A 22,741-nucleotide genomic window follows, 5' to 3' on the forward strand; every position below is an offset into this window, starting at 1 on the left:
TGATTTCGCCGTTATACCCGATACGGAGACCCATGACTAATCTTAAACGACAGCGAAAAAAATGGGCGGACTTGCGAGGTCACGGATCGCCGCATCGAACCCCTGTCCTACTTATAAGGAGCTTACAGAGGGACAATTGTAGGAGGCAATAGGGTGAAGATCAGATAGAAATAGTAGACAGGATACAACCTGGAGCAAGCCAAAATCTTTGATTTTGGCGAATCCATGGACTTCGTAAAAAAAAGGCGTGTCAGGGGGCGGGGTTAATGACAACTGTGTGTCGACAACCCCGTCCCCTGTCTATCAATAAACTTCTGCCCAAATATGTAGAATTTGGCAGGAGTTTTGCTTTTTATGGGAAATAAAGGTTGTTATAGGCGTTTTAGATAAACGGAAATGGTCATAGTTCTTCGGAAAATAGGCATAGTTTTAAAAGCATAAAGGAGTGTCGACAACCCCGTCCCCCTGACACGCCCTTGAGCCGGGGTAAGGCCACTGGCAGTAAAATGCATATGAGAGAGGTAAGCAAAATGTCGGATAATTCGTTGTTAAAAAGCACGAGCATACCGAGTGGTTTTGACTCTGTGTTTATAGAAGTGAAACACGTATGCAGCCTGAATCTTAAGAACCCGCATTGTCTACGCATTTTCTGTTTGGATATCTCTAACAACGCATTTTCGCACACCGCTCTTCATAGATTTCTGCAAAAAAATATTGGTCGGTATGTATTTTCGAGGGCTGCACTAGAAAGATTTCGTTTGGATGATGAAGAAGAAGCCATTGGTCTTAAAGCAATAGAACTCCTACGTAATGCCTCTAATCCAAAAGACAAAGGAGCTGGCGGCGAACTCGGTGAAATTCTCTTATACCTTTTTTTGGAGCAAAAACTAAATGCTCCAAAGCTACTCAGCAAAGTCGAGCTCAAAACATCCGAAAATCAATATGTATTTGGTAGCGATGGTGTTCATCTACTGTGCGATAAAGATTTAGCAGGTGAACCCTACTATCAATTGGTTTTTGGAGAGTCCAAAATTATTGGCAGTTTAAAGGATGCCATAGATGATGCTTTTGATTCCATTGCTAAAGTAAATGCTAAACCTGACAACGAGTTAAGACTAATAGAAAGCAATATTCTCAATGAATCGTTTGACGAAGCGACAATCGAATACATAAAAAGCTTGATTATCCCCTCGAAGCGAGATTTAAGCATAAGTATTGACAGAGCGTTTGGAGTTTTTCTTGGGTATACAATTGGGATAGATGCTTCCCGGTATTCGAATGCTAATTACCGGAAAGCAGTATTAGATAAAATGGCTAACGATATACAAACGAATGCTGCACATATCGCGCAAAAAATTATAAATGCAAAAATGTCTGGCTACTCATTCTATTTCTACGTTATTCCTTTTGACGATGCCTCCAATGACAGAGCCGCTATCATCAAAAAATTGAAAGGGGAATGATACAAGTGGCCAGAACATTGGGTGACGCACTCTTTGTCGATATTGATAATAACAACTATTTGAATGAGTTATACGGGAATATTCTATATAACTATTCGTTGTTACTATTTAACAACACTAAGGCAAAGCCAAAACCTATCAACATCATCCATGCCATACGTTTTGCGGACATTCTTTCAAAATCAATTAATACCGAGAACTCTGAAATACATAAAATATGGGCGCAGGAAATTGCTGCCTTGTTACACACACTATACCCGGATGATTCTAATGTTCAATATTGCATAGGTTCGGTGCTGACGAACACAGGAAATTTTCGTGGTTTGGATTTGCGCGCCGCAGAATATGAGAGCGCGGACATGCTCGACCGAATTTATACTGGTTTCGCAAAAGAATTATTACGTATTCCGGCCGAGCCGTCGCAGCAATTTTTTAGGTCACAAAAAAATGTATATGATAAATTGAATGACCAATATTTTAGCTATTCCGGCCCGACATCAATGGGGAAATCTTTTGTTATACGTATGTTTATTAAAAAACAGATTTTGGATGGAGCGCAACAAAATTTTGCTATATTGATTCCCACAAAGGCGCTCATCAATGAGGTTTCAAGTAAGATTATTGAAGACTTGAAAGATCTGCTTGCAGAACACGACTATCGCGTTGTTACTTCGGCAGGCGCTTTGTCTTTACAGCAACAGCATAATTTTGTTTTGACATTAACGCCGGAGCGATTGCTGTATTTGTTACTGGATAAACCAGGCTTTAAGATTGATTATTTGTTTATTGACGAGGCGCATAAGATTTCCAGCAGAGATAGCCGAAGCCCATTTTATTACAAGGTGATAGATATGCTTTCAAAAAGGAACCATAAAACTCATATGGTTTTTTTATCACCTAATATTCCAAATCCAGAAATCTATCTAAATTTGATTCCGGGTGCGCGATTAACAAGTGAAAGCAAATTGACAAGTGCTTTTACGCCCGTAAGCCAAATGAAATACTTAGTAGACTTAATCGAGAACTGTGCACACTCATATAATGACCGTAGTCACCAACTTTCGCAAATTGGCAAATTCAATAGAAGTATCTCACTAAGTAAGCTTGTTTTTCTGATAGGAGGAAATTCTCAAAATATCGTGTATTGCAGTTCAACGGCTAAAGCAGTTAGTTTTGCTCTTGAATATTCAAAACTGTTGCCCCAGGTACAAAATTCAGATCTGCTGGCTTTGGCAAGGGATATAAAAAATGAGATTCACGGTGACTACTATCTTGCGGAGGTGCTGTCCAGAGGTGTCGCGTATCATATAGGGTATCTCCCGTCCGACATTCGCATGCGGATAGAGGATTTATTTAAACATGGTTTGATTAAAACGATATTTTGTACAAGCACTTTGGTAGAGGGAGTAAATCTTCCAGCAGACAATTTGTTTATTACAAGCTATAAGAATGGACTTTCCAATATGACTCCTGTTGATTTTAGAAATCTTATCGGTCGTGTTGGCCGGATTGAGTTCAATCTTTATGGTAATGTATTTTTAGTGAGAACTGACGATAAGATCGAGCAAGAAAGGTACATTGAATTATTACAGAAGGATGTTCCTGCGCAAAGGCTTTCAATAGTAACCGAATTGACAAAACCACAAAAACGGAAAATCATTGAAAGCTTGCTTGCTGGAAAAATAGAATTGCTTAAGTATCCTAAGAACCAATCGGCGGATGAGTATTCACTTATGCGGAGATTTGCGATAATCCTCTTGAGGGATATTGTTTCAGGTAATAATAACAGCGTTGTCAAAAAAGAGTTTGCGAACTTACTAAGCCAACAAGACGAAGAAAAAATTACTGCATTATTCAGTACAAGAACAAAAACGGATGATGACATTAACGTATCCGTAGATCAAATGGATAACCTCAGTACGGCAATCGCAAGAGGATTAAAATATCCCAGTTTCAATGTATCTGGTAATCCTGATTATAACGAACTGTTAGCTTTCCTTGAGACATTATGTGGGATTTACAAATGGGAAGTATATGAATCTTCTACGCTTGGACATAAAAGTAAAAAATCTGGGCAGCACGGCAAATTGAGATGGTATGCTGTTATCCTTGCCCAGTGGATTCAAGGAAACGGATTAAGCCTTATTATGAAAGCTGCCATCGATTATAAGAATGCAAACCCCTCTTCGGGAGTAGAAATAAATGGAGCACTTGTTAATTATAATGATTCAACAGAACATAAAAATATAGTTATCTCAGCCACTTTGAATGCGATTGAAGATGTAATACTCTTTAGAATTTCGAACTATTTTTTAAAGTTCTCAGTCGAATACAAAAAGCACCACAAGTTGTCCGTGATCCAGAATGACTGGTACGAGTATGTGGAATATGGGACAACAAATCCTCTGACCATAATGTTGCAAAGAAATGGTTTTTCGAGAGAAGCATCTACATATATAAAAACTCATCGAGAATATGTAGCTCAAATAAATGGCGAATATGTTCTAAAAAATAGTCTTTTGGCATGCCAAAGTAAAAGTATTCAGCGCGAGGCAAAAGAGGTGAAATATAATATTCCAGAATTATTTATAGATTAGGTCTGAATCAACTTTTTTGCAGAAACATTTACTCCTATCCTCGTTTTTTCTTTACCTTGATAGAGAAAATAATAGTAGTTGGTAGGGAACAAGTGATTGTTAGCTTGCTTGATTGTATGGAGATTGAGTGTGAAAGAAAAAGTCGGCTAGGGTGGTTTTGATGACCATCTTAGGCGGCTTTTTATTTCAATTCTAGTTGGGGAATATTGACAGGTCTGTCGACGTTTATATAGAACGTCTGTTCTGGCGCTATGTATTTGGAGGTGGATATTAATGAACGAACATACTATAGATTTACTGAGTATCCCTATTTACCAGCAGATGGCTCGAGTAGTTTATGTCGATCGGTGTATGGTCAAGTGGGCGAGAATGCTTCTGTCTGAGCACAACGAGCAGATGAAAGACCAAGAAGGCCATAGCGATGGGGCTCGTTGATTTTTCTCGTTTTCCCCGCAGGAGCGTATTGTGTATTGACGTAAAATCATTTTTTGCGTCCGGAAGGGGACTGTCAGGGGGATAGGGTTAATACAACTGTGTGTCGACAACCCCGTCAAGCGATAGGAAGGACTTGGATGGACTTCAAACAATCACCAAGGAGATTATGGATAAAGTTGAAGACAAATCAGAATTGTATTAAAAATGAGAAACCCTCCAAAGTTTGCATTTTCGGCAGGGTTCTCTCTCTTTATGTGAATGTTTAAAATTAGGGTATGCAGGGTTGTATTAGGTTACCGTCAAGATTGCCTGAATATCCTAGTTGTGATGTCTGTTGTTTTATTGATCATTATAATTTTAAGAAAAAAACTAAGACAATAGTTTGCTCTTAGTGGTTTTAGAATTTGGGGATATGATGTGTTAGATATACTATGAAGTTTAGACAGGACTTGCTTTTAGGGCTGTCCATGCTTCTAGTGCAGATGAATACCTATATTCTTGCCGTCTTCTTAATAATATAGAAATAAAATATCCAAGAGGTGAGTTAAGTTTTTCGGCTGCAATTCTGGGTCTACCTTTAAGAATTGCTTGTGTAATTTCCTCCTTACTCATCAATTCATTTATTGGCAGATTTCCTGTTAATGCATATAAGAGTACAAGCCCCAGGTGATATAAGTCAGATTGCTCTGAGGTATAGCCATATTGTGGTAACAGCAATTCCGGTGGTATAAAAGTAGGATGAGCAATATTGGTACTACAAACATGCGGTTGCCATGGACAAATTTCCGAGAAATCTTTACTTATTCCAAAATCAGAAATTTTGAATATTAATTTGCTTGAGGGAACTTCTTGAAAGTAAAGAATATTGTAAATAGTTATATCTCTGTGAACTATATTATTTTTATGTATAAAATGTATCGCAAATAGAAGTTGTCTTGTCATTTCTATAACAGTTAGTTCTGGTATTGGACCAAATTTATTTACTAAATTGTATACACTATCATTAGCACGCTCTAATACAATATAAAATAAATTACCATAAATAAAATGATCATAGATAGCAACTATATTTGGATGACGAAGCTTCTCGAAAAGTTTACATTCATTCTCCCATTGGGTTTTAACATCTTCAAAAGAACGTAATGCTGGTTTAAATAATTTAAGTGCAACTGGATTTCCAAAACTATCAATCCCATCCAATACAAAAGCACAACCGCCTTCATTAATAACATTTCCGAGAGTATAAGTTTCGCCGGTTATGGTGGTAATATTAAAACCAGGGACTGGCCAAAAAATATCGATTTTATCGTTCATAAGAATGCCCTCTCTAGCGATGTAGATCATGTAAACAATAAATTTCACCTTTTAAACTAGCTTGACTAATAGCGTATTCCATTAATTCTTTAAAAGTATACAACCCTGAAATTACATTTGTAATATGGATGCCATCTAACAATAAAACCTTTAAGTTTTTGCCCTTTGGTAAAGATTGGATTACTTCATTTGAATAACCATTCATAGCAATGAATATACCTCTTGCTTCCAGTTTTCCTTCTACTTTTAAATATAAACTAGCAATATTTTTCTGATCTATTTTTTCATTGGTCCATTTAAGTTCGACTAAATAATGATGCCCATCAAATTTGATTGCACCATCAATCTGTTCACCTACTATTTTAAATGATTCATCAACTATAATTTCATTTATTCTCATTAATTCAGGAAATATTTTTTCAAATGCATATCCTCTTTTTTGACCTTCTAGTTTGTAGCACTCAAGGAATTTTCCTCTTAAAGTTGCCAATTGACATTGCCCATTTTTTTCTCTATCCATTTGAGCTTTTATTCTTAATTGTTCTTTTTCTTCTTTTTCCTTTTGCTGATTGTTAATTATTTCTTTTAACTTTAAAGCACAGCGTTCTGCAATTTCTATTCTATGCTTAGGATCTTGAGGTACAAAATTTTTATGTTCAATCAGTAATCTTACAAAATTTCGTGAGATTTCTAATCTGCGGTTGAAATCAAAAGTACGTATTTCTAAATATAAATGATCCATTAGTTCACGCTTAGTCAATTTTATACCATTATTTTTACGTGAGAAAATGGAGTCACAAAATTTAAAATCTACACCAGATCTGAGCCAGGCTTTTTTTAAATCATCTTTGTACCAATATAAATTTGATATTCCATTTTTTATTTGTACCTCAATTTCTTCAGTAAATAGGTCAAACATATTAAAAACTCCTTTTAAATAAAAATTGACTGAGGTAAGGAAGGATATATCATTTTACTTGAAATTTGGCCCAAAATTATAAATATTTATATTATTATAACATACAAATACTGGGCAAAAGAAATAAACAGCGATATCTCACGTGTTTTGTAGAGATGTTGCTGTTTATTTTTGTCTTATTTGGCATGAAGATTTGTTTTTAAGGCAATCATTTTTATCGTTATTTATATTCAAAAATGTAAGTATCTTTGTATTTTGCTTATACAAATTAAACTCTTTTTGGCTTGTCAGATAAGCCGACTAAATAATCCAACGACACGTTGAAGTATTCAGCCAGGGCAATACTGGCCTCAAGGCTGGGAGCGCGGACTCCCTTTTCCCAATTGTTGATGGTTTGTTTAACTAAGCCCAATTCCTCAGCTAATTGTTCTAAAGTAAGGTTTTGAGACAATCTTAGTGCACGTAAGCGTTCACAAAATATTTCTTTCCTAAACATAAAATACCCCCTTGACTGTCTTCAAAATGTGGACTAAAATAATAATCAAGGCAAGTCTTCTAATTGTGGACTTGGAGAAGGTGGTTAAATGAAACGGTGGCGGTTATATGTAGAACGCACAAAGCGGGGACTTACGCAAGAACAAGTGGCCTTTCAGCTGGGCATATCCAAACAAGGCTACAACAATATTGAACTGGGCCGCCGCTGTGCTTCGGCGGAAATATGGGATACGTTAGAAGACCTGTTTGGGGTTGACCAGCGCGAACTTCGGGCAGTGACCGAAGAGAACACGATGAGAATGGATTACTAGAGCGGAAAATTTGGACAAGAAATAGCCTTGGGTCCAGACCGTTTCGCTTTTGTAATAAACGCATTAAACAAGCAAGGCAACCAGGGAATTCAAATCGGTGTGATTCATTGCCGACATAATGGTACTGCCTTGTAGGAAAGGAGCTGATCTTTTATCTGCTTGTCCACAAACCAATAAAAGTGAGGTGAGAGGAAAAGCAAGCAGCATTGCAAGCTGCCAAGCATTGATGCTGCTGGTTTCGTGCGCCCTTTTTGCCGTAAACAGAGGGCGTACGGAAGAAATTGTAAACAACTTTATTATAGCCTATCTCATTAGAAACGTAAATACGACCCAAACCAAACCGTTTTCCCACATTTCGCACTCTGAACGTATGGCGACAATATTTCTCCCCATTGATAGCCGCAAAGTAAAAAATGCGTTTTTATTTTGTTTTCAATTCGCTCAGTTTATCTTTCCCGGGAGAAGCATTGTCGAAAGGCTAGCGGACTGCGAAAAGTGGGACTAGTCCTTTGCCCATTGAGGGAGTAACTCCCAAGAAAGGATGATTCGCTTATGGAGAATGCAATACGCAAACCCGAGGCAGCGGAAGACTGCCTGCATGTTACCTCGGAGATTGGCCGGCTGCGGTCGGTGCTGCTGCACCGGCCCGGGCCGGAAGTGGAAAACTTAACGCCGGACCTGTTGGCACGGCTCTTATTCGACGACATACCCTATCTGGAAGTAGCCCAAAGCGAGCACGACTACTTCGCTTCGGTCTTGCAAGGGAACGGGGTGGAAGTGCTGTACCTGGAACAGTTGGCCGCGGAGGCGCTGACCGATGACCGTGTCAAGGTGGAATTCATTCGCCAGTTTATCGCCGAGGCGGGGGTTGAGAATGACCGCCTGCGATGTGCTTTAGCAGACTATTTCACCGGCTTCGATAACCCCTCGCTAATCACCCAAATGATGGCCGGAGTCCGGCGGGACGAGCTGTCCAGCTATCCGAACAGCACCTTGTCCGACCGGGTTCACGACGGCTATCCCTTTATCTGCGATCCCATGCCCAACTTGTACTTTACTCGGGACCCCTTCGCCACCATCGGCAACGGGATCACGTTGAACCACATGCGGACGCAAACCCGCAACCGGGAGACGCTGTTTGCCCAAACTATTTTCGCCCATCATCCCCGCTTTCAGGGGGCCCATATTCCCTGCTGGTTCCAGCGGGAAGAAAGTACCTCTTTAGAGGGCGGCGATGAGCTAATTTTAAATGACAAAGTATTGGCCATCGGCATTTCCCAGCGGACCGACGCGGCGTCGGTGGAGAAAGTGTGCCAGCGGCTGTTTGCCGACCAGGTCAGTTTTGAAACGGTGCTGGCCTTTCACATTCCCGCGTCCCGGGCCTTCATGCATCTGGACACGGTGTTTACCATGGTGGACTACGACAAATTCACCATTCATGCCGGCATCGAAGGGCCCCTGACGGTATATGCCATGACGCCCTGGCGGGACCGCACCGGCGCGGTGCGGCTCCAAATCGAACCGCTGCAGCAAAAACTGGAGACCATTCTGGAACGGTATTTAGACCGGAAAGTAATGCTCATCCGCTGCGGCCAGGGCGACCCCATCCACGCCGCCCGGGAACAGTGGAACGATGGGGCCAACACCTTGGCGATTGCGCCGGGGGAAGTGGTCGTCTATTCCCGCAATCATGTGACCAATAAAATTCTGGAGAGCTACGGCATCCGGCTCCATGTTATTCCCTCGTCAGAACTGTCTAGGGGCCGGGGCGGTCCGCGCTGCATGAGCATGCCTTTAGTGCGGGACGACGCGTGACGCAGAATTTGGATATTGGATTTTGGAAAGTGGAGATTGGAGTTTGAAATCTGGAAAGGGAGAAGGAGAGATAAAATATGGCTTTTAACTTGCGTAACCGCAATTTTTTAACGCTCATGGATTTTTCCGCTAAGGAAATTCATTACTTATTAGATTTGGCGGCGGAACTGAAGCGGGCCAAGTACGCCGGGACGGAACAGCCTAGGCTCAGTAAGAAAAATATCGTCATTCTGTTTGAGAAGGACTCCACCCGGACCCGCTGTTCCTTCGAAGTGGCGGCCCTCGATCAGGGCGCGCACGTTACCTACCTGGGGCCGACGGGCAGCCAGATGGGGAAGAAGGAGTCTATCGCCGATACCGCCCGGGTGTTAGGCCGGATCTATGACGGCATCGAATACCGGGGTTTTGACCAAAAGGTGGTCGAGGATTTAGCAGCTTATTCGGGCGTGCCGGTCTGGAATGGCCTGACCGACGCCGATCATCCCACTCAGGTATTGGCCGACTTCTTGACGGCCCAGGAACACCTCCATAAACCCTATAACCAGATGGTTTTTGTCTATGTCGGCGACGGACGCAACAACGTGGCCAACGCTTTAATGATCGGCGCGGCCAAGCTGGGTATGGACTTCCGGATCGTGGCCCCGGAAGGATTGTTTCCCTCGGACCGTCTGGTAGAGCAGTGCCGCCAGCTTGCAGAGGGGAGCGGGGCCAAAATCACCATCACCCCGGACATTGCGGCGGGTGTCGTGAATGCCGATGTGCTCTACACGGACGTCTGGGTGTCCATGGGCGAGCCGGACGCGGTCTGGGAGCAGCGGATCAACTTATTGCAGCTTTATCAAGTCAACAGCCGCATGCTGGCTATGACCTACAACCAGAACGTTATTTTTGAACACTGTTTGCCCGCTTTTCATGATCTGAACACCCAAATCGGCAAGGAGATCCACCGTAAGTTTGGTCTCACGGCCATGGAAGTGACGGACGAAGTCTTCGAAGGACCCCATTCGGTCGTCTTTGACGAAGCGGAAAACCGGCTGCACACGATTAAGGCCGTCATGGTAGCCACCCTGGGAAACTAAGAATACGCTAAAGGGAGAGGATTTACTTTGGCAGACGATAAAAAGCTGGGTCTTATCGCATTAATCGGTCTCGTGACCGGGTCCATGATCGGCGGCGGCGTCTTTTCCCTGCCCGCCGACATGGCCCGCGGCGCGGGCGCCGGAGCCATCCTTATCGGCTGGTTGATCACCGGCGTCGGCATGATTACCCTGGCCTTGGTCTATCAGAATTTAGCCGTTCGCAAACCGGAACTCAACGGCGGCGTGTACAGCTACGCCAAGGCAGGCTTCGGCGACTACATTGGTTTTAACGCCGCCTGGGGCTACTGGCTGAGCGCGCTGCTCGGCAATGTATCCTACGCAGTTATGCTTTTCGGCGCGCTGGGTTATTTCTTCCCCGTCTTCGGTACGGGGAATAACGCCGTATCCATTGTCTGCGCCTCGATCCTGGTCTGGACCTTGCAGGCGCTGATTCTGCGGGGCGTGAAAGAAGCCGCGCTGGTGAATGTTTTGACCACCATTGCGAAATTAGTGCCGATCTTTCTGTTTCTGCTTGTCCTGGTTGTTGCGTTTAACCTGAAAACCTTTACTTTTGATCTTTGGGGACAAGCCAACACGGATTTGGGCAGTGTGCTGGACCAGGTCAAGAGTACCATGCTGGTTACTCTCTGGGTCTTTATCGGTATTGAAGGGGCGGTGGTCATTTCCGGCCGGGCGAAAGACCGGCGGGACGTAGGCAAGGCCACCGTCATGGGGCTAGTGGGTACGTTAGTCATTTATGTGTTGGTATCGGTCCTGTCTTTGGGGGCCATGGAACAGGCAAAATTAGCCCAACTGGACACCCCGTCCACAGCCTATGTCCTGGAAGCGGTAGTCGGTCCCTGGGGGGCCGTGGTCATTAACGCGGGCTTGGTTGTTTCCCTGTTCGGGGCGCTGTTGGGCTGGTCCATCCTGGCGGCGGAGATTCCCTTCGTGGCGGCCCGGGACGGCATTCTGCCAAAAATTTTCCGCAAGGAAAACCGGAACGGCTCGCCCGTCAACTCGCTGTTTCTGACCAACACCCTGGTGCAGATCGCATTGGTGCTCACCTTAGTTTCCAGCAGCACCTATCAGGCCCTGTATTCCATCGCCAGTTCGGCCATTCTGATTCCCTATCTGTTCAGCGGCCTGTACGCCTGGAAACTGGCGGCTACGGGGGAGACCTATGACGAGAATCCGGCGGAGCGGAACAAGGACCTCTTGACGGCGGTCCTGTCCAGTGTCTATGCGGCCTGGCTGATCTACGCGGCAGGGCTGAAATATATTTTGCTGGTAACGATTCTGTACGCGGTGGGAATCTTCGTATTCCGGCAGGTGAAACGGGAAAACCAGCAACAAGTCTTTGCCGGTTATGAGAAAGCCATTGCCCTGTTGTTCGCCGTGGCCGGGACAGTGGCCCTGGGCCTATTGGCGACGGGTGGCTTAAGTTAGAATGATGAGGAAGAGGAGAGTTCGTATATGAAACTGATTGTGGCCTTAGGCGGCAATGCCTTACAGGCGAATGGCCAGCCCGCTACCGCGGCGGCGCAGCTCGCCGTGGTGAAGGAGACCGTGGTCTATTTGGCGGACCTGATTGCCGGCGGCAGCCAGCTCGTCCTCGTCCACGGCAACGGACCCCAGGTGGGACGACTGGTCTTGCAGAATGAATACGCCCGGAGCGTGACCCCGGCGATGCCGCTGGATGTCTGCGGCGCCATGAGCCAGGGCTTGATCGGCTATCACCTGCAGCAGGCCCTGCGGGAGGAACTGAAGCGGAGACGGATTGAAAAGCCGGTAGTTACGCTGTTGACCCAGGTGGTGGTGGACCGGAACGACGCGGGGTTTCAGAACCCCACCAAGCCGATCGGGCCGTTTTACACTAAGGAAGAGGCCGAAGTCCTGCAACGAGAGCAGGGCTATGTGATGGTGAACGACGCGGGCCGGGGCTACCGGCGGGTGGTGGCGTCGCCGGAGCCGCAGCAGATTGTGGAATTGGAGAGCATCAAGGAGTTAGTCGACGCGGGGGAAGTGGTGGTCACCGTGGGCGGCGGCGGCATTCCGGTGGTGGAAGAGGGCGGCAGGCTGGCAGGCGTTGCCGCCGTCATTGATAAGGACTTGGCCGCGGCCCGGCTGGCGGCGGATCTGGACGCCGACGCGCTGGTGATTTTAACCGCCGTGGAACAGGTAGCGGTCCATTTCGGCAAGCCGGACCAGAAAAATTTAGCGCAGATGAGTCTGGAAGAAGCGGAAAAATATATTGCGGAGGGGCAGTTTGCTCCCGGCAGCATGCTGCCGAAGGTGAAAGCGGCGATGCAGTTTGTGGCGTCCAAACCGGGACGGCAGGCGCTGATTGCCTCGTTGGCTAAGGCGAAGGAAGCGTTGGAGGGACGAAGCGGCACCCGGATTGTGCCCTGAGTACGAATCAAGCAGAAAGACCGCGTCAGCGGTCTTTCTGTTGCTTTGGTTTCTATATTTTCTAACGAAATTTGTTTTAGTACCGGGGGCGCGGGCGGCAATTTGTGCCGTGAGGAAAGCAAGAAATCGGCCGTGGCTGGCAGCCGCGGGGGTAGCAAAAAATCGGCCGTGGCCGGCAGTTAGGATAGCAAGCCGGCGGCGTAACAGAGGGAGCGCAGGAAGGCGCGCAAGAGGGAGCACAAAATGGATTGCAGTTTGGATTGCAAAAGGGAGGACAAAATGGATTGCAGTCCGGGTTGCAAGCCGGCGTCGGCTGTTGCGTCGGCTGTTCTTGTCTATCGTCATCCAATTCCCAGTCCATGAATTCGGGATCATCCCAACTTCGTTTCATAAGGGTACCTCCTTATAATTTCCTACTATATTTTATGGTGATGGATAAGGTAAGGTGATATAGACTTTATAACCTGTTTTATTAATACAGAACGCAGGAAGAGACGGGATTGCTTCGCTCCGTTCGCGCATAACGGTGTCTTCTTAAATAAAGTAATTTTGTCTACAGTCTGACCCGCCTAGTCCCTAGACGGGTTCATCTTTTATGGGGGAGGGAACGGAATGAAAACGAAACGGCAGGTCCTGATTGAACAGATTATTGCGCGGCAGCGAATCGGGACGCAAAAGGAATTGCTGGCGGCGCTGCGACGGGAGGGGATGGACGTGACCCAGGCCACGCTGTCGCGGGATTTGTGGGAACTGAGACTGAGCAAGGTGGCCGCGGCGGACGGCGGCTACCGCTATGCGGTGCCGGGACGGCAGGACCCCGGCCTGACGCCCAGGGAGCAGCGGGTAATACAGAAGGCGGTTTTATCGCTTGTCGTCAGCGGTGCCTTACTCGTGATTCACGTATTGCCGGGCATGGCCAGGGCGGTAGCCCGCTGGATTGATAGGGCCCATTTCCCGGAAATACTGGGTTCGGTGGCAGGGAACGATACGGTCCTGGTAGTGGTCAAGGCAACGGGCGGGGCGGAACGGATGGCAGCCCGGCTTGAGACTTTGTTAAAGGCGAGGTAAACCGGTTTATATTTTAAACATTCCGGTTTATTTTGCTGATTTTTAATGCAGCATTCCAAGCTTACAATGAAATTACTGGAAAAATGAATTAAATAGTCGGAATTGTCGCAAAAGAGAGAAGTAAATCTTGGACGGGAAATCAAGTTATTGTATTATGGTATTGTCCCATAAATTCGGGCTGCGAAATGCGGGATTAATAAGGGGGAGCAATCCATGAAAAAGATATTTTCCGGTTTGCTGCTTATGGTATTGGGTACGTTTCTTTGCGCGGGCTGCGGCCTTGCGGACAATCCGAAACCTCCGGCGGTGCCTTCAAAAAGCAAGCAGGTTTTGAAGGCTATGTTTGTAGCGGGGGCGAATGATAAGGCGATTGTTGATATCATCCGGAAAATTACGGAAAAGTTTAATGCCACGAACCGCTATCATGTTGAAGTTCAAGTTGAAACCTATGAGAATGAACAGTATAAAACCAAGCTTTCCGCTCTTATGGCTTCCGATGCCGCGCCGGATATCTTCTTTACCTGGCCGGGAGGGTTTCTTAAACCGTTTGTTGAGGAAGGCAAGGTTTTTGCAATCGGTACGTTACTTAACCAGGATGCCGCTTGGAAAGGCCGGTTCAATGACGGCGTATTTGCCCCGGTTACCTTTAACGGCAGGATTTACGCGATTCCGCACGGACAAGCCATTGCGGTTATGTTTTATAATACCCGGATCTTTCAAGAACAGGGAATTGAAGTTCCGAAAACGTTTACCGAATTCAAGGAAGTTTGCCGCAAGCTTAGAGAAGCCGGTATTGTTCCAATCGCCGCTTCGGCGAAGGATGCGTGGATTGCCGGCCAGTTTATGCTGCAGATGGCCCTTGGCATTGGCGGCATGGATTTATATGATCAGGTTGCGGCCAAAACAAAACCGTGGAACGACCCGCAGTTGATTGAGGCTGGCGACAGGCTGGCGGAACTGGTAAATCTCCGGGCTTTTCCGAAGGGTTTTTTGAGCATGACCGCCGACGAAGGACGGAATTTGTTTGCGCAGGAGAAGGCTGCGATGTATTTTATGGGCTCTTGGGATTTGAATGCCTTATCCGCCGCTTCGGTTCCGGTTGCTGGAAACATTGGCGTATTTGTAGTGCCGCCGGTTGATCCGGCCCATTCCAATGTGTTGATCGGCGATGTGGACCAGTGTTTTGCCATTAGTTCGAAGTGCCAGAACGCGGAGGCGGCCGCGGCTTATATAAAAATGTTCTCCGACCCGGAGATTCAGGAAAGGTATGCCTATGACGCGCAGTATTTAATCGCCACCAGGACAAAACTGGATACGGCAAAGGTGACTCCTTTGTTTTGGGAAATCAGCAAGCTGCGGCAGAATGCGAAACAGATTGCCCCCTGGGTGGACCGCAGGCTTGGATTTGGGGAAGGCGTTGAATTCAATAATGCCGCTCAGGCTATTATGGCCGGTGAAAATCCGGCGGCGAGGATGACCGCTTTACAGCAGTTATTGAAAGACAATGCGTTTCGTTAGACGGTGCAAAAGAGATAGGCGGGGATTGCTGCAAAGGAGGAACAAATGACGAAGCTTTTGGTTGCTGATGATGAATTTTTTATTCGGCAGGGAATTATTTCTCTGGATTGGAACCGGATCGGCGTACAGGTGATTGGGGCTGTGGACAATGGGATTAAAGCAAGGGAAATCATACAAAATGAAAGCGTGGATGTCGTGCTGGCCGACATCCGTATGCCGGGTATGGATGGCATCGAATTGGCGCGTTTCGTTAAGAATTTGGACGGTTATACCAGTGTGATTTTACTGACCGGCTATAACGAGTTTCAATATGCAAAAGCCGCGATTAGCAACGGCGTATTTGAGTATTTGTTGAAACCGACCAACCCGGATGAAATTATGGACAGTGTAAAAAGAGCCGCCTTGGCGGTCGGCGAGCGGCGTCAGAGAGACCGGCGCTTGCAGCTGCTGGAGCAGGAATTGAATGCGGGACGGCTGCTGAAACAAGCGGATCCGTTTACTATGGATGAACAGATGACGTTGACAAATATGCAGCGCATCTGGAAATATATCAAGGAGAATTATTCGCAGCACATCTCGCTTAGCACTCTTGCGGAATCGATGCATTTTAGTCCGGTCTATTTAAGCCGGCTTATTAAGAAGGAGACCAATCATACGTTCCTTGAAATTCTTACCGCCGTACGGTTGAAGGATGCCGCCCGGAAATTGCGGACGACGCAGATGAGGATTTTTGAAATTAGTGAAAGTGTAGGGATTGACGACCAGCGGTATTTTAGCCAGGTTTTTAAGAAGATGTACGGCGTAACGCCGCTGGAATATAAAAAAGCGCTTGGCAGCGGCATGAATGGGGAATTGACCTGTTTGATAGCCGGAATGGATGACGCCGGCAGTGGTAAACGATGAAGCCGGCAGGTTTGAATAGCCGTTTTGCGGATCTGAAAATCGGGAAGAAACTGATATTTTTCTTCTGCCTGCTGATTCTAGTGCCGGTTTTTGTGATTGCCTATCAGAGTTTTACCATATCCAGCGCTTTAATCGAAGAAAAGACAGCGCGTTACAGCCATGATATCCTGTATCAGACTGCCAACAATGTTCAGGCGCAGATGGATAAGGTGACGGGCATTACGTTTGATATAATCGCCAACCAGGAAATGCAGGAACTTCTTTTCAACGCGCATAGCAGAACCCTTTCCGAATATGAAATTACCCGCACGCGAGGCCGGGTGGAAAATATTTTGGCGTCGTACGTGCTATTTAACGATGGCATTAGCTCCATCTTTATTGTGACCGGCAAAGACGGGTTAGATTTTGCACTGAATAAAGATAGAAGGCAGTATGATTTACTGCAGGCGGACCGGGGAAAAATTTACGCCGGCAAGGGCGGCGTGATTTGGTACGGCACTGATCCCAAGGAGCAGGTTATTCCGATTGCGCGGGCGATTAACAGCCTGCGGACGCAAAAACCGCTGGCCTATATGGTAGTGTATCTGCAGGAATCCTACTTTTCGGATCTGCTCAAGAAAACGCAATATGTTGGAAATGGTTCCATTTTTATTATTGACGGCAATAAGAGAATCTGCAGCCACAAAGACAAAGCCATGCTGGGGAAAATAGCGAGGGAACTGGACGGAATTGAACTCGCCCCGGATTATAGCTTTTCTAAACGGTATATAAACGGGGAATTACAATATATATCCTGCAGCCCTCCCCTGAAAAACGGCTGGCGTCTGGTGAGTGTGATTCCGGCCAATCATTATCAGCGGGAAATCATCAACCTGCGTAATTCCATCGTGCTGGTGGCTATCCTAATAACCATACTGGCTGTTTTTTTGGCGGTATTGATTGCCCGCAGCATTTCCCGCCCTATCAGTAAATTGTCTATGGCTATGGCGCAATTCGGCCAGGGAAATCTGACGGTTCATTGTCCGGTAGGCTCGAAAGATGAAGTGGGGCAGCTTGGCGCCAGCTTTAACAATATGGTAGAGAACATTCATCATCTGATGCAGGTGCTTTATGATGAGCAATTGCTCAAACGGGATGCGGAGCTAAAATCCCTGCGGATGCAGATTAATCCCCATTTTTTATATAACACCCTGGAAACAATCAACTGGATGGCCCGCATGAAAGGGGCTGATGAGGTCGGCGATATGGCAAAATCGCTGGGGGATTTAATGCGGGCGACGATCAGCGGCAAGGACTTTATTTCTTTACAGGAAGAGTTAAAAGGGTTGAGAAGCTATTTAAACATACAGAAGTATCGATACGGAGATAAGTTTGACGCCGTGATTCATATACCGGAAGAACTGCAGGGGCTGTTTATTCCCAAACTGATTGTGCAGCCGATCGTAGAGAACGCGATTTGCCATGGAATTGAACCGGCCCTTACTAATTGCACAATTAAAGTATCCGCCCGGGTGCGGGAAGCGGTACTCGTCATTGAAGTAGAAGACGATGGGGTAGGAATGACCGCCGAAGCGTATGAGGCAATTAGGGAGCATTGTGATTCGGACTCTCACTCCGGAATCGGTATCAATAATGTGAAGCGACGCATCACGACCTTATTTGGCGAGGAGTATGGGCTGTCTTTGCAAAGCGAACCGGGCAGGGGGACCAAAATAACCATCCGGCTGCCGGTTTTAAGAGAGTATCCCGAAAAGATATAGCCGCAGCTGCTTGAAATCAGAAGTAGTTTGCATTTTTAACAGTATAGTTTGTTCTAGCGATTTATAATTATAAATCGCTAGTTTACAATTAAATCGTTATTTCCCTTTTTTTGGCGCTCTGCAGGTCATATTGACTGTGGGGCGTTTTTATTATGAGGTAGCCTTGGAAATGGTTTTCCGCGCCCTGAGCCCTGCGCCACAAGCCGAAAGACCGCCGTAAGCGGTCTTTCATATATTCTCACTATTCTGAATTGGTTTGCATTTTAAACATTGCGGTTTGTTCTATTGGTTTTTAATCCTACACTGCGGTCTTATAATTTTAATCAATAATCCGGAGACACCGGCTAAAACCGAAAACGAAACGGGGGAATGTTGTGTGCAAATTAAAAGGTTCTTATCCATGGTATTCTGTTTGTTGTTTTTCGTCTCCGTCATTGCCGGGTGCGGCAATTCAGGCGATAGCAGCGCGGCGGGCGGTGGCGAGAAGGAAGTTCATCTGAAAATATTCATTAACCAGCCGCGGTTTCGAGAACAGTATGAGAAATATTTTAATCAGTTCGCGCAGAAGTACGAGCAGGAACATCATGTTAAGGTTACCTATGATTTAGAAATGCCCGATGAAAATACGTCGTCCCAAATTTTGAAAACCAGACTGGCGGCCAAGGAGGATTTGGATATTTTCTCCGTCCATGCCGTGAATGATATTCCGATGTATTATAAAGCCGGGTATTTGGAGGATCTTAGCGATCAGCCGTTTGTCGCCAAGCTGCTGGACGGAATCAAGCCGATGGTAACGATTGACAACAAAGTGGTGGCGGTGCCGTTAGAGAGTGTGGCCTGGGGCTATCTATACAATAAAAAGATGTTTGCCGAATTAGGAATCAAGCCGGCCATGACGTTAACGGAAATGCGGCAGAATGTCGAGAAAATCAAGGCCGCCGGTAAAACGCCCTTTTTGATTACCTATAAAGAAAACTGGATTCCTCAATTATTTTTGCCGCTCACGGTTGGCGGCTACACGAGTACAAGCAATAAAGATTTTATAGCCAAAATGAATCAGGGGAAAGGCTCGTTTAAAGAAATTGCCGGCATGTTTGATATCATTGATTTGGTCAATGCCAATGGTACGGAAAAGGGTATGGATATGGGCGGCGATATGGGCTGCGCCGAATTTGCCAAAGGCGATACGGCCATGTGGATTCAAGGCCCCTGGTTTGCCGAAAGTATACTAAAAGCAAATAAAAATTTCGAATTTGGCGTTGCGCCGCTGCCGGTCAATGATGACCCCAATGCGACCCGGATTAATCTTACGACTTCGACTTCTCTGGCTATTTCTAAATACAGCAAGCACAAAGAAGTAGCCAAGGCGCTGTTAAATTATATATTGGATGACCAGGATTCCAACACGTTTTATCAGTCGTTGAAATTCAACCCGGTAGCCAAAATTCATACTTTTAAAACCTATCCCTGGGTTGAGGAAGCAATGGAATATGTGAAACAGGGAAAGGTGGTCCAGGACCCGCAGATGCCGAAAGCCGTTAAGGATGAAAGCGGCAAGGAGTTACAGAGTTATTATTTAAAGCAGGTAACCAAAGACGACGTGATGCAGGCCCTGGACAACGCCTGGGCGGTTTCTAATCGTATTAACAAGTAATGTTACGGGGAGCTATCAATAAAGTGAATTTTATTGATAGCTCCCGGTTATCGGCAAAAATCGGGATTGCCGCGCTCCACTTCGTTGCGAACGAAGTGAAGCAATCTAAGATAGCAAGCTGCAAAATAAAATGGGGTGAATTACTTTGCAAAATCATAAGCTGTTTTCATTAACCCTATTTGTGGCGCCCGCATTGTTTTTCTACGGTCTCTTTTTAGTGGCGCCCATGATTGGCGGGATCGTTTACAGTTTTACGAATTGGGACGGCCTCAATCCGGCTTTTCGTTTCATTGGCCTGCGGAATTATACGGAAGCATTATGGACGGATCACAATTTTATCCATTCCATTCTTTTTACCTTTAAGTATGCGGCGGTAGTGCTGGTCTTGCAAAATGGGCTTGCTTTGGCATTGGCCCTGATGATTGAATCAAAAATCAAAACCAAGAGTTTGTTCCGGACCGTCTTCTTTCTGCCGAATATGCTCAGTATGATCATCGGCTCCTTTATGTGGACGTTTATTTTTCTCAAAGTTCTCCCGGAAGTTGCCAAGCTGGCGGCCATGCCGGCGTTAGACCAATCCTGGCTGGGAGATCCCGGCCTCGCGTTTTATTCGATTTTAATTGTATCTCTATGGACAGGAACCGGCTACATGATGTTAATCTATATGGCAGCGCTGCAGGGAGTGCCGCAGGAATTAAAAGAAGCGGCGATTATTGACGGCGCCGGCAAGGTCCGGGTGTTCTTTCATGTAACGCTGCCCATGATCATGAATGCGATTACGATTTGTTTGTTTCTGACCCTGAATTCCGCTTTTAAAATATTTGATACGGTCTATGCGTTAACCGGCGGCGGGCCGGGGCGGGCAACGCAGGTGATGTGTTTAAATATTTATGACGAAGCTTTTTCCAATAATTTTCGATTCGGCTATGCCGACGCCAAGGCGATTATTTTATTTTTCATTGTATTACTCATTACCCTGATTCAATTGCGAATCATGAAAAAGCGGGAGGTGGAGGCATGAAAGTAAAACAGAATGCGGTATCCATGGCCACGACGGCTATATTGATTATCGCCGCTCTTTATACGGTTTTTCCGGTTTATATGGCGGTCGTCAATTCCTTCAAAACACAGAGCGAGCTATATTCTTCCGTGCTTTCGTTTCCGTCCCATATCACGCTGGAAAACTACCGGCAAGCCTTTATAAAAATGGATTTTGTCAGGGTTACCTTCAATACGTTGGTGATTACCGTTGGCTCGGTGGCGGGAATTATTCTGGCAGGCTCCCTGGCGGGATACAAACTAGCCCGGGTGCGGGGACGGGTAAGCAGTTTATTATATATCCTGTTTACGGCATCCATGCTGGTTCCTTTCCAAAGCATCATGATTCCCCTGGTAAAAATAGCGAAGTTTTTCGATCTCAATGGGTCGGTCTGGGGATTGCCGCTCATTTATATCGGCTTGGGTGTGAATATGGCGATTTTTCTCTATTACGGGTTTGCCAAACTGCTGCCGAAAGAATTGGAAGAAGCTGCGTTGGTGGATGGGTGCAATCAGTTTCAGATGTTCTTCTATATTGTATTTCCTTTGTTAAAACCCATTACGGCAACCATAGCCATTTTGGATGTTCTTTGGATCTGGAATGATTTCTTACTGCCCCTGGTCATGATCTCGAATGTGAAAAATTATACCCTGATTCTCGCTTCCAATATGTTTTTTGGCAAATACAATGTGGAATGGCCTAATATTTTGGCGGCGTTAGTCTTAACCTTGATTCCGGTGGTCATTTTCTACAGCCTGTTCCAGAAGAACATTATTAAGGGAATTACGTCAGGGGCGGTAAAAGGGTAATAAAACATCATACGGGAGGGGAACTGGGTTATGGCTAGTGTCGTGCTGAAAAATATTTATAAACGCTATGAGAATCATGTCGATGCAGTAAAAGATTTTAATTTATTGATCCAGGACGGGGAAATGGTCGTGTTTGTCGGACCGTCCGGCTGTGGCAAGTCGACTACGCTGCGAATGATCGCCGGCTTAGAGGAAATTTCGTCGGGGGAACTGTATATCGGCGAGAAGCGGGTGAATCAACTATCCCCCAAAGAACGCGATATTGCGATGGTTTTTCAAAATTATGCGCTGTATCCGCATATGAGTGTATATGAAAATATGGCGTTTAGTCTGAAGCTGAAAAAAGTGCCGAAGGACGAAATTGATAAAAAGGTAAAAGAAGCGGCGCAAGTTTTACAAATCGAGCATTTGCTTGACCGGAAACCCAAAGCGTTGTCAGGAGGCCAACGGCAGCGGGTGGCAATGGGGCGGGCGATTGTCAGAAAGCCGGCGGTGTTTTTGATGGATGAACCATTGTCTAACCTGGACGCAAAGCTGAGAGTCAGTATGCGGGCCGAAATTTCGCGCTTGCACCGGCAGTTAAAAACAACCACCATTTACGTTACCCATGATCAGACGGAAGCGATGACGCTGGGCGACCGGATTGTCGTCATGAAGGATGGCATGATTCAGCAGGTCGATACGCCGATGAATCTATACAGTTCGCCGGTTAATTCGTTTGTAGCCGGTTTTATCGGGAATCCGGCGATGAATTTCTTAGAGGCGGTTATTCAAAAAGAAGAAAATGATTTATATATGGCGGGGAACGGCTTTAACGTATTAATTCCCGGGGGGAAAGCCGCTGCGCTTCTGGAATATTGCGGCCGAAAGGTTGTACTGGGAATCCGGCCGGAGGATATCCGGGACGAAGCGATCATGCTGCAAACTTTTCCGCAGGCAAGGGTGGAGGCGAAAGTGGATGTGGTGGAACAGTTGGGGCCGGAAGTTATATTGTATCTGACAGTCGGCGGCCAGGAAATCATATCGCGGATTGCCGCCCGCAATCAGTACCGGCAGGGGGACCGGGTTACGATGGTGTTTGATATGAACAAAATGCACGTGTTTGATCCGGCAACCGGACTCAGTTGTTTCAGAAAGGGATGATAAGGAT

19 protein-coding genes are annotated in these 22,741 nt (G+C 45.9%); 15 read left to right on the forward strand and 4 right to left on the reverse strand.

What is annotated here, in order from left to right:
- The first annotated feature begins 530 nt into the window (after nt 1-530).
- Together LUCIF_RS04470 and LUCIF_RS04475 are read left to right on the forward strand one after the other, a co-directional pair.
- Nucleotides 531-1,463, forward strand: coding sequence for a HamA C-terminal domain-containing protein (locus tag LUCIF_RS04470; protein WP_165865885.1), 933 nt, complete (start codon nt 531-533; stop codon nt 1,461-1,463).
- A 5-nt stretch (nt 1,464-1,468) separates the two neighbouring features.
- Complete coding sequence (locus LUCIF_RS04475) at nt 1,469-4,060, forward strand: DEAD/DEAH box helicase (protein ID WP_207856971.1); 2,592 nt, start codon at nt 1,469-1,471, stop codon at nt 4,058-4,060.
- Between the two features lie 873 nt (nt 4,061-4,933).
- Here the strand turns inward: LUCIF_RS04475 and LUCIF_RS04485 are convergent.
- The 3 genes from LUCIF_RS04485 to LUCIF_RS04495 form a co-directional block, all read right to left on the reverse strand.
- A complete protein-coding gene (locus LUCIF_RS04485; RefSeq protein WP_165865886.1) occupies nt 4,934-5,809 on the reverse strand; it encodes a serine/threonine-protein kinase in 876 nt (291 codons plus the stop codon).
- A 13-nt stretch (nt 5,810-5,822) separates the two neighbouring features.
- A complete protein-coding gene (locus tag LUCIF_RS04490; protein WP_122626681.1) occupies nt 5,823-6,728 on the reverse strand; it encodes a restriction endonuclease in 906 nt (301 codons plus the stop codon).
- A 268-nt stretch (nt 6,729-6,996) separates the two neighbouring features.
- Nucleotides 6,997-7,224, reverse strand: a complete 228-nt coding sequence (locus LUCIF_RS04495; protein ID WP_122626682.1) for a helix-turn-helix domain-containing protein — start codon at nt 7,222-7,224, stop codon at nt 6,997-6,999.
- An 88-nt stretch (nt 7,225-7,312) separates the two neighbouring features.
- Between LUCIF_RS04495 and LUCIF_RS04500 the strand changes: the two genes are divergently transcribed.
- From LUCIF_RS04500 to arcC, 5 genes are all read left to right on the forward strand, one after another.
- Nucleotides 7,313-7,534 carry a helix-turn-helix domain-containing protein gene (locus tag LUCIF_RS04500; RefSeq protein ID WP_122626683.1) on the forward strand — a complete coding sequence of 74 codons (222 nt, stop codon included), beginning with the start codon at nt 7,313-7,315 and terminating at the stop codon, nt 7,532-7,534.
- A gap of 552 nt (nt 7,535-8,086) precedes the next feature.
- On the forward strand, nt 8,087-9,349 hold the full coding sequence (gene arcA, locus LUCIF_RS04510; protein ID WP_122626685.1) for an arginine deiminase: 1,263 nt from the start codon (nt 8,087-8,089) through the stop codon (nt 9,347-9,349).
- A gap of 77 nt (nt 9,350-9,426) precedes the next feature.
- Nucleotides 9,427-10,428, forward strand: coding sequence for an ornithine carbamoyltransferase (gene argF, locus LUCIF_RS04515; protein ID WP_122626686.1), 1,002 nt, complete (start codon nt 9,427-9,429; stop codon nt 10,426-10,428).
- A gap of 27 nt (nt 10,429-10,455) precedes the next feature.
- Nucleotides 10,456-11,877 (forward strand): arginine-ornithine antiporter, encoded by a 1,422-nt coding sequence (gene arcD / locus LUCIF_RS04520; RefSeq protein WP_122626687.1) that lies wholly within the window; start codon nt 10,456-10,458, stop codon nt 11,875-11,877.
- Between the two features lie 27 nt (nt 11,878-11,904).
- Nucleotides 11,905-12,840, forward strand: coding sequence for a carbamate kinase (gene arcC, locus LUCIF_RS04525; protein WP_122626688.1), 936 nt, complete (start codon nt 11,905-11,907; stop codon nt 12,838-12,840).
- Between the two features lie 76 nt (nt 12,841-12,916).
- Here arcC and LUCIF_RS25800 read toward each other — a convergent pair whose 3' ends face one another.
- Nucleotides 12,917-13,231, reverse strand: coding sequence for a hypothetical protein (locus LUCIF_RS25800; protein WP_126720574.1), 315 nt, complete (start codon nt 13,229-13,231; stop codon nt 12,917-12,919).
- Nucleotides 13,232-13,452: 221 nt separating this feature from the next.
- Between LUCIF_RS25800 and argR the strand changes: the two genes are divergently transcribed.
- The 8 genes from argR to LUCIF_RS04565 all read left to right on the forward strand — a co-directional run bounded on the left by argR (nt 13,453) and on the right by LUCIF_RS04565 (nt 22,734).
- Nucleotides 13,453-13,908, forward strand: a complete 456-nt coding sequence (gene argR, locus LUCIF_RS04530; protein ID WP_122626689.1) for an arginine repressor — start codon at nt 13,453-13,455, stop codon at nt 13,906-13,908.
- 213 nt (nt 13,909-14,121) lie between these two features.
- Nucleotides 14,122-15,426, forward strand: coding sequence for an ABC transporter substrate-binding protein (locus tag LUCIF_RS04535; protein ID WP_122626690.1), 1,305 nt, complete (start codon nt 14,122-14,124; stop codon nt 15,424-15,426).
- Between the two features lie 45 nt (nt 15,427-15,471).
- Nucleotides 15,472-16,329 (forward strand): response regulator transcription factor, encoded by an 858-nt coding sequence (locus LUCIF_RS04540; protein WP_122626691.1) that lies wholly within the window; start codon nt 15,472-15,474, stop codon nt 16,327-16,329.
- Nucleotides 16,326-18,089: a cache domain-containing sensor histidine kinase gene (locus LUCIF_RS04545; RefSeq protein WP_122626692.1), complete on the forward strand. Its 1,764-nt coding sequence runs from the start codon at nt 16,326-16,328 to the stop codon at nt 18,087-18,089. Before LUCIF_RS04540 ends, LUCIF_RS04545 begins: the two co-directional genes overlap by 4 nt.
- A 376-nt stretch (nt 18,090-18,465) precedes the next feature.
- A complete protein-coding gene (locus LUCIF_RS04550; protein ID WP_207856973.1) occupies nt 18,466-19,743 on the forward strand; it encodes an ABC transporter substrate-binding protein in 1,278 nt (425 codons plus the stop codon).
- A 145-nt stretch (nt 19,744-19,888) separates the two neighbouring features.
- A complete protein-coding gene (locus LUCIF_RS04555) occupies nt 19,889-20,764 on the forward strand; it encodes a carbohydrate ABC transporter permease (protein ID WP_207856980.1) in 876 nt (291 codons plus the stop codon).
- Complete coding sequence (locus tag LUCIF_RS04560) at nt 20,761-21,591, forward strand: carbohydrate ABC transporter permease (RefSeq protein WP_122626694.1); 831 nt, start codon at nt 20,761-20,763, stop codon at nt 21,589-21,591. The genes LUCIF_RS04555 and LUCIF_RS04560 overlap by 4 nt, the downstream gene beginning before the upstream one ends.
- A 30-nt stretch (nt 21,592-21,621) precedes the next feature.
- Nucleotides 21,622-22,734 carry an ABC transporter ATP-binding protein gene (locus LUCIF_RS04565; RefSeq protein WP_122626695.1) on the forward strand — a complete coding sequence of 371 codons (1,113 nt, stop codon included), beginning with the start codon at nt 21,622-21,624 and terminating at the stop codon, nt 22,732-22,734.
- Nucleotides 22,735-22,741 lie beyond the last annotated feature (7 nt).

Origin of the sequence: Allolucifera butyrica (assembly GCF_900476375.1) — a bacterium.
Classification (GTDB): Bacteria; Bacillota; Negativicutes; order Sporomusales; family UPPP01; genus Lucifera; species Lucifera butyrica.